This window comes from Ruminococcus sp. NATIVEDY160 (genome assembly GCF_045819885.1).
GTDB lineage: Bacteria > Bacillota > Clostridia > Oscillospirales > Acutalibacteraceae > Ruminococcoides.
In genome coordinates, this window is the sequence record NZ_CP162391.1 from 2,180,806 (window position 1) to 2,194,480 (window position 13,675).

At 46.4% G+C, this 13,675-nt stretch carries 14 protein-coding genes; 4 read left to right on the forward strand and 10 right to left on the reverse strand.

Translation table 11 applies throughout. The features are described from left to right. Positions 1-3 precede the first annotated feature (3 nt). From AB1I49_RS10740 to AB1I49_RS10775, 8 genes are all read right to left on the reverse strand, one after another. On the reverse strand, positions 4-1,020 hold the full coding sequence (locus tag AB1I49_RS10740) for a glycosyltransferase family 8 protein (RefSeq protein WP_201426625.1): 1,017 nt from the start codon (positions 1,018-1,020) through the stop codon (positions 4-6). A 6-nt stretch (positions 1,021-1,026) separates the two neighbouring features. Next, positions 1,027-1,602 carry a dTDP-4-dehydrorhamnose 3,5-epimerase gene (gene rfbC / locus AB1I49_RS10745; protein WP_201426624.1) on the reverse strand — a complete coding sequence of 192 codons (576 nt, stop codon included), beginning with the start codon at positions 1,600-1,602 and terminating at the stop codon, positions 1,027-1,029. Between the two features lie 10 nt (positions 1,603-1,612). After that, positions 1,613-2,524 (reverse strand): NAD-dependent epimerase/dehydratase family protein, encoded by a 912-nt coding sequence (locus tag AB1I49_RS10750; protein WP_201426623.1) that lies wholly within the window; start codon positions 2,522-2,524, stop codon positions 1,613-1,615. A gap of 12 nt (positions 2,525-2,536) precedes the next feature. Then, the gene (rfbG, locus tag AB1I49_RS10755; protein ID WP_201426622.1) at positions 2,537-3,592 is read right to left on the reverse strand and encodes a CDP-glucose 4,6-dehydratase; all 1,056 of its coding nucleotides are present in this window, start codon (positions 3,590-3,592) and stop codon (positions 2,537-2,539) included. A gap of 14 nt (positions 3,593-3,606) precedes the next feature. Beyond that, positions 3,607-4,386, reverse strand: a complete 780-nt coding sequence (gene rfbF / locus AB1I49_RS10760) for a glucose-1-phosphate cytidylyltransferase (RefSeq protein WP_201426621.1) — start codon at positions 4,384-4,386, stop codon at positions 3,607-3,609. Positions 4,387-4,405: 19 nt separating this feature from the next. Continuing rightward, positions 4,406-5,650, reverse strand: a complete 1,245-nt coding sequence (locus AB1I49_RS10765) for a nucleotide sugar dehydrogenase (protein ID WP_201426620.1) — start codon at positions 5,648-5,650, stop codon at positions 4,406-4,408. A gap of 12 nt (positions 5,651-5,662) precedes the next feature. Beyond that, on the reverse strand, positions 5,663-6,709 hold the full coding sequence (locus AB1I49_RS10770) for an NAD-dependent epimerase/dehydratase family protein (protein WP_279380589.1): 1,047 nt from the start codon (positions 6,707-6,709) through the stop codon (positions 5,663-5,665). 648 nt (positions 6,710-7,357) lie between these two features. Continuing rightward, complete coding sequence (locus AB1I49_RS10775; RefSeq protein ID WP_201426619.1) at positions 7,358-8,305, reverse strand: D-2-hydroxyacid dehydrogenase; 948 nt, start codon at positions 8,303-8,305, stop codon at positions 7,358-7,360. A 265-nt stretch (positions 8,306-8,570) separates the two neighbouring features. Here AB1I49_RS10775 and AB1I49_RS10780 point away from each other — a divergent pair, with 265 nt between their 5' ends. Genes AB1I49_RS10780 through AB1I49_RS10795 form a run of 4 tightly spaced genes read left to right on the forward strand, consistent with a single transcriptional unit; the run spans position 8,571 to position 10,906 of the window. After that, a complete protein-coding gene (locus tag AB1I49_RS10780) occupies positions 8,571-8,942 on the forward strand; it encodes a YtfJ family protein (protein WP_316613332.1) in 372 nt (123 codons plus the stop codon). A 26-nt stretch (positions 8,943-8,968) separates the two neighbouring features. Then, a complete protein-coding gene (locus AB1I49_RS10785) occupies positions 8,969-9,361 on the forward strand; it encodes a pyridoxamine 5'-phosphate oxidase family protein (protein ID WP_201426617.1) in 393 nt (130 codons plus the stop codon). A 50-nt stretch (positions 9,362-9,411) separates the two neighbouring features. Beyond that, positions 9,412-10,467, forward strand: coding sequence for a carcinine hydrolase/isopenicillin-N N-acyltransferase family protein (locus AB1I49_RS10790; protein WP_407720969.1), 1,056 nt, complete (start codon positions 9,412-9,414; stop codon positions 10,465-10,467). A 40-nt stretch (positions 10,468-10,507) separates the two neighbouring features. Next, positions 10,508-10,906 carry a hypothetical protein gene (locus tag AB1I49_RS10795; RefSeq protein ID WP_316611840.1) on the forward strand — a complete coding sequence of 133 codons (399 nt, stop codon included), beginning with the start codon at positions 10,508-10,510 and terminating at the stop codon, positions 10,904-10,906. 186 nt (positions 10,907-11,092) lie between these two features. On the opposite strand, the gene AB1I49_RS10800 is transcribed toward AB1I49_RS10795, so the two are convergent. Then, positions 11,093-13,369 carry an ATP-binding SpoIIE family protein phosphatase gene (locus tag AB1I49_RS10800; protein ID WP_407720970.1) on the reverse strand — a complete coding sequence of 759 codons (2,277 nt, stop codon included), beginning with the start codon at positions 13,367-13,369 and terminating at the stop codon, positions 11,093-11,095. Continuing rightward, a complete protein-coding gene (locus tag AB1I49_RS10805; RefSeq protein ID WP_201426611.1) occupies positions 13,366-13,662 on the reverse strand; it encodes an STAS domain-containing protein in 297 nt (98 codons plus the stop codon). The genes AB1I49_RS10800 and AB1I49_RS10805 overlap by 4 nt, the downstream gene beginning before the upstream one ends. Positions 13,663-13,675 lie beyond the last annotated feature (13 nt).

A 13,675-nucleotide genomic window follows, 5' to 3' on the forward strand; every position in this document is an offset into this window, starting at 1 on the left:
AGGTCAATCACCCTTCATATTTTTATCACGGATACTGATTCTTTTCTTCGGATACCAGACTGCATGCAGATAAGACATAATTGAAATCATAAGAGGTCTCGGACAGATTTTGCACAGAACAGTCATTATCTTCTTTTTCTTCTTTCTGTCGTCCTTGCGGTACGGCTCGTCCTTCCATTCCGATATTGACTTATAATGTCTGTATTCAGGCGTAAAAGGGTGATTATCCTTTATTTGCCACGGTCTTGTTCCGGAAATAAACACAGGAGTGAAATGAACAACTACCGGATCTGTTACGGCCTCGTTGTATTCCTCAGCGCTCAGGTGATGTTCGGGTTTTCTCAATCGCATCAGCTCATCGAACGAGAAATCAAAGAACACTCTTTGGGCGTTATATATCGGAGACAATTCATATATTTTGTTTTTGCTTCCCAGAATTCCGTTAAGCGGAGCCTGATCCATATATGTGAGGTCACCTTTTCTCTGAGAGATAAACTCAGTAAATTCTTTTTCGGTTCCCTCTTCTCTCCATTTTTTCAAATCAATAAGCATGAAGCCGTTATTGATGTATACAGTTCCCGGATCACAGCCGATTTCTATGCGGTAGAGATCGCTTCTGCAGTCGTCCGCTCCTGCAACGGAGCATTTTCCCAAATCAAGGTTGTATACGTCATCAAGCGGCTTGCGAACGATCATATCGCAGTCGATATAAATTACCCGGTCAATTTCCCTTGGCAGTATTGATGACAGATAAAGCCTGAAAAAAGTACCGATATTCCATCTGCCGACATATATCTGTGTGTTTGCAATCTTCTCCAGATCGATCTTTGGTACAAACACTAATTCGCGCATATATTTTTTCGCGGTTTTCTGCAGTCTTTCTTTATTTACTTCGGAAATATTATTGTCTATAATAAAAACCGTTATCTTATCAACACTTTTGTTATTCTCAAATAATGACGTAATGGATATTCCGCATATTTCCGCATAAGAATCACTGCTTGAATATACTATATTCATAGTAACTCATCTCCGATTTATTATTTTTTTATAATCAGAGAAGCTCATCAGCTTCTTATCCTTTTCACTGATTATAAGATTTTCCTCGCCGCCGATGAGTTCAAAAGGCCACTTGATTCCGATATCGGGATCATTGTACATAATCCCGGAATCACCCTCACCGTAGAATACCTCGCCGCACTTGTAGCTCACTACGGAATCCTCAATTACAAGATAGCCGTGACCGAAATACTGCGGTACAAGCAGACAGTTCATGTTTTCTCCTGTAAGGTCAAAACCTCTCCATTGTCCGAAAGTAGGAGAATCGGGACGCAAATCAACAATTACGTCGTATACATGGCCGCTGACGCAGCGAACGAGCTTCGCCTGCTGCTTAACAAGCTGAAAATGAGTGGCTCTGATTACGCCGCGCTTTGATATTGTATAAAAGACCTCCTTCAGCTCATGGTCGATGCCGTTTGCCTTGAAGGTATCTATGTTGTAATCCTTGACAAAACCGCCTCTGTTATCATCGGCAAAGAAAGGCTTTATCAAATAAGCTCCTTTAAGCTCAAGCTCCTGAAAATCAAATTTCTGTACCATTTTTCCTCCGTCAGATCGTTTTCAGCCAATCCATTGTCATTTTTGTTCCCTCTGCAAAGCTGACCGCCGGCTTAAAGCCTGTATCCTTCTCGGTATTCTCCGTGCTGAAGGTTTCAAGCGGCATATTAGTGCCCGTAAACGGTACGTCGCCAAACAGCGGAACAGTATCGGGAGCAAGAGCCTGCTGCATCTCGTAAATGAATTCCTTCAGCGGCTTGGCGTTTCCACTTCCAATCATATATTCACAGAACGGCTTTCCGTTTTTCGCGATAAGATAAAACGCGTTTGCGACATCGGTAACATACACAAAATCATAATTCTGAGTTGCAGCCGTAAACTGCAGCGGCTCGTTATTGATAATCTTGCGGATAGTTGTATTAACAAATCTCGGCGACAGCTCGCCTGCTCCGTAAGCATTGGTTATCATCGGCCATACAAGGTCGATACCGATATTTGCCGCAACAGCTTTACTCATGCAATGCGCTATGTGCTTGCCCATACCGTAAATATAACCCATACCGGGTCTGCTTTCCTGGGTATGAACAGCTGCCTCGACTTCATATTCCATAATACTTCCGGCGCATACAAACCTTGTGCAGCCAAGCTCCTTTGCAGCTTTTACGCATTCAACGGTCGTAAGCGCGTTTTTCATCTGAAGCTCATAATCAATACGCGCCGTACCAGCGGAACCCGCCCATGCAAAATGAACGAAGGTGTCATATTTATCCGCGGTGACAGCCGCCTTCAGATTTTCGGTATTGTTGATGTCACACTGTAAGTAGGTCAGGTTCTTGTGCTCTTTGAGTCTGTTCGGTTTTTCGGAAATATCGATTGCAAGTACGTTCATTCCCTCTTCAAGGAACTTCTGAACCGTATAGCTGCCGACAAAACCGTCTGCTCCCGTAATAATGACGTTTTTCATGGATAGCTCCTCCTACAAATCAAAGAATTCTTCTATCTGTCTGTCCATGCAGACCCTCACATCTTCATTATTCAGCCAGCACTTGCTCCATTCCACAACCTTTTCTATGGCCTTGTCAAGGTTCCAGCGCGGATGCCAACCGAAGGTCGTTTTTAATTTGGAACAATCCAGTTTCAGGAAATTTGCTTCATGAGGGCCGCCGTCATAACGGTTAATCCACTTCATGCCGTCGCCCCAGTGCTTAATAAACAAATCGACAAGCGCGCCTGTTTCAAAGCAGTCGCTGTCATCGGGACCAACGTTATAATACCCAGCAAAGCGATTATCTTCATATTGCTTTGCGGCTATCATCAGATAAGCGAACAGCGGCTCAAGGACGTGTTGATAAGGTCTTGTAGAAAAAGGATTCCTTACGATAATATCTTCATGCTTTTGTGCTGCTCTGATGCAATCGGGAATGATCCTGTCATTCGCGAAATCGCCGCCGCCGATAACGTTTCCTGCGCGCGCAGTAGATACAGCCACTTTGCCGTCACTGAAAAAGCTGTTTTTATAGCTGTGCGTTACAAGCTCAGAGCATGATTTTGAATTCGAATACGGGTCAAATCCGTCCAGCTCTTCGTTTTCACGATAGCCCCATGCCCATTCCTTATTCAGATAAACCTTGTCGGTAGTAACATTCAAGAAAGATTTTACACAATCGCTGTTTCGTACGCATTCAAGGATATTTACCGTGCCCATGACATTTGTCTCATATGTATAGGCAGGCTCCTTATAACTGTCGCGGACAATAGGCTGAGCTGCAAGATGAAGAACTATTTCGGGCTGCGCCTTGTCAAAAGCGGCCTTAAGGCTTTTATAATCCCTGATATCGCCGATCACTGAGGTGATGTCGCTCGCGATACCTGCAATCTCAAACAGAGAAGGCTCTGTCGGCGGATTCAGCGAATAGCCCGTTACGACCGCGCCTGCACCCGAAAGGATCTTGCAGAGCCACGAACCCTTAAAGCCTGTATGCCCTGTGACGAACACGCTTTTACCTTTGTAAATACTTAAGTCAAATTCCATATTGTCCTCCGCAATTATTTCCAAAGCTTCCAGGGTGCCCTGCCTTCATTCCAGAGCTTTTCAAGCTGCTGTTTCTCCCTGAGGGTATCCATACACTGCCAATAGCCCTTGTGTGTGTACGCGCAAAGCTGATTTTCCTCAACCAGCCTGACCATCGGCTCCTTTTCGAACACTGTGGAATCATCATCTATATAGTCAAATAACTGAGGCTCATAAACCATAAAGCCAATATTTATCAGATCGCCGTCCAGATCGCTTTTTTCTCTGAAAGCTCCGACAGTACCATCAGGCTGAACCTCAAGAACGCCTTTGTTCTGTCCGAAATTATAAACAGAAACGGTTCCGATCTTTCCCATAGTCTTATGATACTCAATCAGTTCCTTGATATTGATATCTCCAACCGCGTCGCCGTAGGTCAGAAGGAAGGTTTCGTCACCGATATATTCCCTGATACGTTTTACCCTGCCGCCTGTCTGGGTGTTTAAACCCGTATCAACAACTGTCACCTTCCAGGGTTCGGCTTTTCTGTTGTGAACAATCATTTCATTCTGACCGTTTGTAAAGTCAAACGTGACATCAGAGGTATGCAGAAAATAATCCGCAAACCATTCCTTGATATAGTGTTGCTTGTATCCCGCGCAAATAATAAACTCATTGATTCCGTAATATGAATACGTCTTCATTATGTGCCACAGTATCGGCATACCGCCTATTTCAATCATCGGCTTCGGTTTGAGCACAGATTCTTCTGAAATACGGGTACCAAAACCTCCTGCTAAAATCACAGCTTTCATAATTGCACAGCTCCTATTGTTAGTCTCTTCTAAACAGATCTCTCGTATAAACCTTTTCTTTTACATCGTCCAGACAGCTGTCATAACGGTTTGCGATGATCGCCTGCGACACAGCTTTGAACTTCTCAAGATCATTTACAACCTTGCTGCCAAAGAATGTGGAACCGTCTTCAAGCGTAGGCTCATATACGATCACAGTCGCGCCCTTTGCCTTTATGCGCTTCATTACTCCCTGGATAGAGCTTTGACGGAAGTTATCGCTGTTGCTCTTCATGGTCAGGCGATATACGCCGATAATAACCTCTTTTTCCTTCGCCCTGTCATAGCTGGCGTCGGCTCCGTAAGCCCCTGCGATTTCAAGCACTCTGTTGGAAATGAAATCCTTCCTCGTCCTGTTGCTCTCAACAATGGCTTCAATCAGGTTTTCGGGAACCTCGGCATAATTCGCAAGAAGCTGCTTGGTATCCTTTGGCAGACAATAGCCGCCGTATCCGAATGAAGGGTTGTTGTAGTGTGTTCCGATTCTCGGATCAAGACATACGCCCTCGATGATCTGCTGAGTATTAAGGCCCTTCATCTCCGCGTATGTATCCAGCTCATTAAAATAGCTGACACGCAGGGCAAGATAGGTATTCGCAAACAGCTTGACCGCTTCCGCTTCGGTAAAGCCCATAAATAAGATTTCTATATCCTTTTTAATTGCCCCGTCCTGTAAAAGTCCCGCAAAGGTATGGGCTGCATCAACAAGTCTCTCATCGGCCATATCCGTTCCGACAATTATGCGGCTGGGATAGAGGTTATCGTAAAGCGCCTTTGATTCTCTGAGAAACTCCGGGCTGAAAATAATGTTTTTGCTTCCTGTCTTTTCTCTGATCGACTTGGTATATCCGACAGGAATGGTGGATTTAATAACCATTATCGCGTTGGGATTGTACTGCATTACCAGCTTTATAACAGCCTCAACCGCCGAGGTATCAAAATGCTGCGTCTTGCTGTCATAATTGGTAGGCGCTGCAATCACTACGAAATCGGCGTCCTTATAGGCCGCTTCCGCGTCTAATGTCGCCGTTAAATCAAGTTCCTTTTCTGCGAGGTACTTCTCTATATAATCATCCTGAATCGGAGACTTTTTCCTGTTGATAAGCTCGACTTTCTCAGGAATGATATCCACTGCATAAACCTTGTTATGCTGTGACAGCAATGTGGCAATCGACAATCCGACATAGCCTGTTCCCGCGACCGCAATTGTATACTTACTATCCATTTTCGACCATCCTTACATATAGAACTCTTTGTACCACTCTGCAAACTTTCTCAAGCCGTCACGCAACGATGTACTTGGCTTGAAGCCGTAATCTCTCTCAAGAGCGTCTGTATCGGCAAATGTAATCGGCACATCGCCCGGCTGCATGGGAACAAGCTCTTTGTGAGACTCAAAGTCATAGTCCCCGGGAAGCACGCCCGCGCGGACAAGTTCCTCAGACAGAATCTGTACGAAATCAAGCAGATTCTCCGGCTGATTGTTGCCGATGTTGTAGACTGCATACGGAGGAACGGGCAGACCGTCCTCACCGTTTTTCTTTTCGGGCGCACCCTGCATTACCCTGACAACGCCCTCGACGATATCGTCTACAAAGGTGAAGTCACGCTTGCAGTTGCCGAAATTGAAAATCTTGATTGTTTCTCCGTTAACAAGCTTGTTGGTAAAACCGAAATAAGCCATATCAGGGCGTCCCGCAGGACCGTAAACCGTAAAGAACCTAAGTCCCGTTGACGGAATGTTGTAAAGCTTTGAATAGGCGTGAGCCATCAGCTCGTTGGACTTTTTTGTTGCCGCATAAAGTGAAACGGGATTATCCACCTTATCGTCGGTAGAGTAGGGAACCTTCTTGTTTGTACCGTAAACCGATGAACTTGAAGCATATACCAGATGCTCGACAGGATAATTACGGCAAGCCTCGAGAATATTGAAAAATCCAACCAAGTTGGATTCTATGTACGCGTCAGGATTGGTGATCGAATAGCGCACACCTGCCTGAGCGGCGAGATTTACAACAACATCCGGTCTGTATTTTTCAAACACAGCTTCGATCAGCTCTTTGTCCGCAATATTCCCTTTTATGAATGTGAAAGAATCATTCCTGCTCAGCTCGTCGAGGCGATACTCCTTAAGCCTTACGTCGTAGTAATCATTCACGCTGTCAATACCGATTATCTTCGCCGTGGGTACATCAGCCAGCAATCTTTTCACCAGATTTGCGCCAATAAAGCCTGCGGCTCCGGTAACTATTATTGTTTTGTTATTCAAATCAATGTGATTCATCAAAGCACTTCCTAACCGGTTGTATCAACAAAATGAGATTGACCATTCTCACCACAAAACAACCCTGTATAACATCTTAGAAAACCCTAAAAAACGGTCGTTTTGACCTTTTACGACCAAAGGGTATTCCTCTCCTCTTAGCATAACGATGATATCATTACGGTTCCCAAAAGTCAAGGATTTTCAAGCAAATCATGAGGTCATGAGCGCATTTTTGTCATTTAGGACTAACATCAATTTTTTTATTAACTTTTTTTTGTTATACAATCGCTATCAGTCGCTTTATCGGTCACAAGCAGAATATGTCAATTCTCTCTGTGCGCGCCTGAATCGGGATCGTAATCAGTCTTTTCCAAAACAAAAACGCCATGCAGCAACAGGCGTTCAAGAAAGACCTACATTAGCAATATACGTGATTTTCTTTTTAGAATCGCTTTGTCCTAAAACATCTATATGTATATTTTATCAAAAAATTCGACGAATAGCAATAGGGAGCCCCATAAAATAAGCACTTATTCCATTTTGTCCAAAAACCGTAATACAACCTCAGGCATTTAATATCACCTGCACATATGTCAGCAAAAGCCTTATCCCAAACAACGCCGCAAACGCAGAAAAAGCCCGCGAAATTGCGGGCTTTCCACGTTATCAGCTGACCACATTCATGGGGTTGCCGTCCAGAAACGCGCGGATATTATTTGCTACAATCCCCATCAGCCTCTGTCTGGTCTCAACAGGCGCCCATGCGATGTGCGGAGTAATAAGGCAGTTTCCTGCGCCCATTAGAACACAATCCTCCTCCATAGGTTCGACACGCAGCGTGTCGATACACGCTCCGCCGAGGTGACCGCTTTCCAGCGCTTCAGACAAGTCGCGCTCTACCATCACGCCGCCGCGCGCGGTGTTGACAAACAGTGCGCCGCGTTTCATTTTCGCAAATGCCGAACGGTTAAACATATCCTTTGAATCGGCATTGAGCGGACAATGAACTGTAACTATATCGCTTTGTTCCAAAAGGGTATCAAAGACGACCTGCTCTACCCCGTCGACAGATTTCCTGCTTCGGTTACAGGCGAGCACGCGCATCTCAAATGCGTTTGCGATTCTTGCAACCGCCTGACCAATGGCTCCAAGGCCGACGATGCCGAGCGTCTTTCCCGCCAACTCGCTGAGCGGATATACAAAGGGTGAAAAAGTCGGACTGCGCTTCCACAAGCCGTCCTGAACATATTGATTGTACTGTGCGACGCGGTTAAAATGCTCCAGAATCAGCGCAAAGGTATGCTGGGCAACCGCGTTTGTCGAATATGAACCGGCGTTGCATACGATAATACCATGCGCGCGGCAGTATTCCACATCGATATTATTGAAGCCTGTAGCAAACAGCCCGATATATTTCAGCTTTTTTGCAAGGCGCATGCTGTGAGCATCCATCACCGTTTTGTTACAGATGACAATATCCGCGTCGGCTATTGCCTCGGCGACCTCCTCATACCGCAGCAGGCCATACTCCGTTACCTCGCCGAATTCCTTGAGACAATCCGCGCTCACAAGACTGTCAACGACGGTCTGCGCGTCAGGTAATACGATTTTCATGAAGCAACTCTCCTTTGCAAAATATTACTGTCTATTATTTTATCATAGTCAGATATTATAAGCAACACAAATATCACCCTTTGGTTTTTTTCAATAACCTCCGTATTTTAGCTGCGGTTTATAGACAAGCGGTTTATAATCTGTTATTATAAAAAAAGAGATGACACAGAGGTGAAAAGGCATGAAAAAGCTGCTATTGATTTTACTGTGCGCAATGACATGTTTTGTTCTGTTTTCATGTAAAGAGAAGGACGGTGAACCCGATATGACTGAACCGAATAAAACGATTTCCGTTACCTTTGTCAATGATGTTGAAAAAGCCGATATCTGGATTCTTCCGCAGACAGAAGAGAACCGCAAAACCTCCTTATGGGGCACGGCAACAATTTCCAAGCTGGATTCGGGAGATAAAAGAACGGTTGAAATAAGCAGCTTTGACGAGGGCAAATACATCGTCAGAATCATCGACTCCGACCATGCCTTCTATTCCGCGGACGACATGATTCTCGGCGACAACTGTACAATTCATTTCAAAAGCGATGAAACGAAGTATGAATCCTCAATAGTAGTCCTCGACAAAGACGGGAAAATTTTATACTCAAAAGAAGCGTTCCAAGGCGTATTCGGAGCGTATTAAAAATATCAGAATAAGGAGATGTTCTTATGAGCAAGGTAAGCGATTTCTTAAATGAAGCAGGCGTATTCTTTATGGCGACCGCAGACGGCAATCAGCCAAAGCTCCGTCCTCTCGGGGCACACATGGAGGCTGACGGCAAAATCATTTTCGGTGTGGGCGATTTCAAGAACGTGTACAGACAGATGAAGGCAAATCCTCTTGTAGAGATCGTTGCCTGCAAGCCCGACGGTCATTGGCTCCGCTACACGGGAAAGGCGGTTTTTGAAACCGACGGCAACTATGCCGATCAGATGATCAAGGCGGCAGGACTTGAAAAAATCTACAACGAACAGACAGGCAACAAGCTGATGACCTTTCATCTCGAAAATGCCTCCGCGGTAGATATCCCCGTAATGGGCGAGGGAGAAAACCTCATGTAAAATATTACTCTTCAGATTACCGTGTTATCATTATAGCAGGGTGATGAAAAATGTCTGAAACAAATAGAATTTCAAAAAAGAGAATCATAAAAATCACAGCGCTGAGCCTTGCCGCATTACTGACGGCAGGCATCATCACGGCAGCATTTATTCTGTACGGACGCATTGCCAGCATACTGAGCGTCAGAAATGTTGCCGACGAGCTTTACACAATGAACTTCCAACAGGACTATCATCTTGACAAAGCGCTGTCATCGGAAATCAAAAGCAAAAACGACCTGATGAAGTTCATCTGCGACGATATGTTTTTCGGGTATCAGATGAAGTCAGGCCCGATAAGATACGCGTGCAGCGCTTTCAGCACGGAGACTCCCGACGTAGAACATCTGGTCGGCAGGAATCTCGACTTCAACAGCATTGAAACGCTCTCGCTCTATACTCACCCCGACGGCAGCTACGCTTCCATCGCCTCCGCCGACGTCAGCATCGCTGGAATCGGCAAATATCAGGGCGTGCCTTTTTCGAGCGCTGAAGGAAAGATCGCCCTTCTCGCGTCGCCGTATCTCTGTGTAGACGGCATGAACGAAAAAGGACTCAGCGTTTCCATTCTCGACGTCGATATGGGCGAGCTGCATCAGGATACGGAGAAGCCCGATTTGTTTATGCTTGTCGCGGTACGTCTGCTGCTTGACCGTGCCGCTGATGTCGATGAAGCCGTCGGACTGCTCAGGCAGTATGACATACATTCGGGACACGGCTGGACACAGCACCTGTTCATAGCCGACGCGGGCGGAAAGTCCGTTGTCGTCGAATGGGAAAAGGATAAGATGAACGTAGCCGACAGTCACGCCTGCACCAATTTTGCTCTCTCGTCAAAGGACGCGCAGGAGAATCCGACGGAGATGTGCCTCAGGTTCAATACCATAAATGAATGGCTGGAGAAAAAGCCCGAAAACTCCGCACAGGACGCGATGGAGCTTCTCAGAAACGTCAGCGTATCCTTTACCCAGTGGTCATGCGTATTCCACCTCGATGATTTTTCGGTAGATTACGCGATAGACTGCGATTACGGAAAGATTTACACGCTTCGTCCCGACGATTTTTAACTCGGTGATGATATAGTACGTATGCAAAGGAGAGAGCAGTATGTTCAAGCGTGAGCAAATCACCTCGTTCAGCGAAATCAGGCTTAAAGTAAGCGGTATGCGGCTGACTGAGGTTTACGAGATTCTATGCTGCGGCGACGACGCGGAAGTATCGCAGTATTGGCTGAGCTACAAAAACCATGAGGATAATTACAACCTGCAAAAGCACGTGACCGTGCCCGCCGCCGACGTGATTGACGTTCTTAATCAATGCGGCATCCTCAAATGGGACGGTTTCCGCGGAAAGAATCCCCGCGGCGTACTTGACGGCACGATGTTCAGCTTCACGGCAACTGTCAACGGCGGCCGCAGGCTGAATGCCGACGGTTCAAACAACTTTCCGAAGCACTACCGCGACTTCACCGACGTGCTCTACCGTATGCTGAACACCGATAAATAACAATAATGAAAATGCTCCCCGAAGGGAGCATTATTTTTTTATAAGAAGCTCGGCGCTTTCAGTTTTCCATGTTCGGCGCAGATTGTCTGCAAACAACGATTGCACGCGGAAGGTGTTGAACGAAAATTCGAGCCGCTGTGCAATCTCCCCTGCTGTGATCCCGGGGGCGCCGTCAAAGACGCCCGGTCAGCGCGAATTTTTGTTTCGTCTTTTTATTATTTTCAGAATATTCTGACCGTTAGAATACTCATAAAGCAGCTTATCGCTGAACTTTCTGACAAGCATGATTCCCAGACCGCCTTCATCACCCTCTTCGATCTTGCTTATATCGGGTTCAGGCACATTGAGCGGATTGAACGGGATCCCGCTGTCGGTAAAGGTGATCTCAGCCTCGTCGGTTTTGGGATCAAACGAGAAGGCCACCTTCATCATACCGTTGTCTTTGTCGGGATAAGCGTAATAGACAATGTTCGAGCAGACGTCATCGGCAATTACGCAAATCTGCGTTGCAGAGCGCATGTCAAACTTCGAAGCGTCGAGCAGCTCTTCAAGAAAGGCATTGATCTCGCTGAGCTTTTCGACCTTCGCCTCAACGGTGATTTCTCTGTACAGGCGCATACCGTTGAACACAACGGCAAGCATCGTGATATCATCTGTCTGGGTTGCGCCGTTTGAATACAGCCTTAAATCCTTGTGAACCATTTCGCAGATCTCACGCGAGGACAACGGGCTATGAGCATTAAGTGCAGTTCGCAGCCTGTCGTCGCCGTACAGCTCGTCAGATGTATCGACCGCTTCCGTTACGCCGTCGGTATAGAGAAACAGCGCGTCGCCGCTGCAGAGCTTAAGCTCTCTTCGGGTGTAAGGAACGCTCTCCTCTCCCGCGACAACAAAGTCCGGTCTTTCTCTCACAAACTCAAAGCCTGTGCCGCTTCGGCGTATCAGCGGCTTGCAGTGACCCGCGTTTATATACGACACTAATCCCTTATCGGTGTCGAGAATACCGAACCACAGGGTCACAAACATATCGGCTTCGTTATCCTCGCACAGCGCGTTGTTGGCGATGCTAATAATCTCATCGGCGCTGCGGTTTGCCTGAGCAAGAGATTTGATGATGGTCTTAGCCTTCATCATGAACATCGCGGCAGGAATACCCTTGTCGGACACGTCCGCGACAAGGAAAGCAAAGTGTGTGCTGTCTATGAAAAAGAAGTCATAGAAATCGCCGCCGACTTGCTTTGCGGGGTTCATTGAAGCGTAAACGTCAATATCGTGCCTGTTGGGATATGGCGGAAAAACATTCGGCAGAGCTGAGGTCTGGATCGCCCGCGCGAGCTCAAGCTCCTTGTTGAAGCGTTCGGATTCTCTGGCTATGTACCCCTTAAGCGAGGATACGGTGGTGTTGATGCCGTCTGAGAGCTGCCTGAACTCCAGGTTATCCTTTACGTCGATCTCAACGTCCAGGTTTCCGCCCGTAATCTCTGAAAGCTCGCTGTTTATTTTCCCGATGTTGTCAACGATCAGCCGCTTTGTAAGGCCATTGACGCGCAGGAAAACGATTACCAGCAGCAAAAGCATCAGGAACATTGAAACCAAAATGATGATGTACAGACTCAGCATGACCTCGTTCTTCGAGATTATCGACACGGCGTAGTAGCCGTCAGCCTGCTGATAAATCGCGCAGTATTCGGTTCCCTGCAGATTGACCTGGAGCAGGCTGTTTTCGGGCGCGGCTGAGAGCAGTTTTTTAATATCCGACTGCGTCAGCTTATTATTTTTTTCCGTCCTTATCTTCTCCGGAGGACTGATAATTGTACCGTACTGGTGTACGATCAGGTCGCAGCCGTTCTTTCCCACGGTCTTGAAGCTGCAGACGCTTTCCATTATACCGTCAGTCTGCGGATAATACGTAGAGGAATCGAATATGACCACCATCACCGCTCCGTTACCCAGTGAAGCGGCTACGTACTTTTCCCAGTTTCCGGATTGAAAATCCTCCGAAGGGATATCCGAGATGCGGCAGCTGCCCTTTTGCGTATCCGAAAGCTCTCTGTGGTACCCGCCAATTACAGAATCCTCCGGAACGGTGGTATTTATCTTGCTTTTGTCATCAGACATTATAACAGTGCCGTTTTCGTCGATAACATACCACTGCGGAGATCCCCAATACTCCAAAGTGGAGGTAATAAATTCTTCGTCGGGCAGTTTGGAGTCATACATGAACATACTCTTCACCGCGTCAAATATGAAATCGGAATTATATACGACCTCTTCCTTGATCTCCGAAAGCTGCGGCGAGAGAATATCCAGCACCGACAGATTCTTGAGAAGCGGCGTGATCAAGGCGATAAAAGCCATTGAAAACAGCATTATAAACGCCGTGACCGTGAGCAGCTTCCGTCTGAATACAATAGGCAGTCTTTTTTCTTTATTACCTGTTCTGACCGTTTTTTCTCTCTTCATATCAGATTCAGGAATGCGGAAAAGCCTGTGGATTCAAAAATATCGAGAACCGTTCCCGTCGCGTGGCTGATGAGCATGGTTTTACTTGCTCTGACGCGCTTGTGCGTCGAGTGCATTACGCGAAGTCCCGCGGATGAGATATACACCAGTTTTTCCATATTGATTTCAACCGTATCGTATTCCTCAAAGGCGGCTTTCAGTTCCGCGTCGAGCTGAGGAGCCGTAACTGTGTCGAGCTTTCCGTCAAGAAATAATATCAGTTTGTTTCCGTCGGCTTGTTTTGTAATATTCATAACACTTCCTCCG

Excerpts from the sequence above, each read along its gene's own strand:
- rfbC (WP_201426624.1), bottom strand. The coding sequence starts at position 1,602 with ATGGTACAGAAATTTGATTTTCAGGAGCTTGAGCTTAAAGGAGCTTAT.
- AB1I49_RS10750 (WP_201426623.1), bottom strand. The coding sequence starts at position 2,524 with ATGAAAAACGTCATTATTACGGGAGCAGACGGTTTTGTCGGCAGCTAT.
- AB1I49_RS10740 (WP_201426625.1), bottom strand. The coding sequence starts at position 1,020 with ATGAATATAGTATATTCAAGCAGTGATTCTTATGCGGAAATATGCGGA.
- AB1I49_RS10795 (WP_316611840.1), top strand. The coding sequence starts at position 10,508 with ATGTTCAAGCGTGAGCAAATCACCTCGTTCAGCGAAATCAGGCTTAAA.
- AB1I49_RS10780 (WP_316613332.1), top strand. The coding sequence starts at position 8,571 with ATGACTGAACCGAATAAAACGATTTCCGTTACCTTTGTCAATGATGTT.
- AB1I49_RS10805 (WP_201426611.1), bottom strand. The coding sequence starts at position 13,662 with ATGAATATTACAAAACAAGCCGACGGAAACAAACTGATATTATTTCTT.
- rfbG (WP_201426622.1), bottom strand. The coding sequence starts at position 3,592 with ATGGAATTTGACTTAAGTATTTACAAAGGTAAAAGCGTGTTCGTCACA.
- AB1I49_RS10770 (WP_279380589.1), bottom strand. The coding sequence starts at position 6,709 with ATGAATCACATTGATTTGAATAACAAAACAATAATAGTTACCGGAGCC.
- AB1I49_RS10765 (WP_201426620.1), bottom strand. The coding sequence starts at position 5,650 with ATGGATAGTAAGTATACAATTGCGGTCGCGGGAACAGGCTATGTCGGA.
- rfbF (WP_201426621.1), bottom strand. The coding sequence starts at position 4,386 with ATGAAAGCTGTGATTTTAGCAGGAGGTTTTGGTACCCGTATTTCAGAA.
- AB1I49_RS10785 (WP_201426617.1), top strand. The coding sequence starts at position 8,969 with ATGAGCAAGGTAAGCGATTTCTTAAATGAAGCAGGCGTATTCTTTATG.
- AB1I49_RS10790 (WP_407720969.1), top strand. The coding sequence starts at position 9,412 with ATGTCTGAAACAAATAGAATTTCAAAAAAGAGAATCATAAAAATCACA.
- AB1I49_RS10775 (WP_201426619.1), bottom strand. The coding sequence starts at position 8,305 with ATGAAAATCGTATTACCTGACGCGCAGACCGTCGTTGACAGTCTTGTG.
- AB1I49_RS10800 (WP_407720970.1), bottom strand. The coding sequence starts at position 13,369 with ATGAAGAGAGAAAAAACGGTCAGAACAGGTAATAAAGAAAAAAGACTG.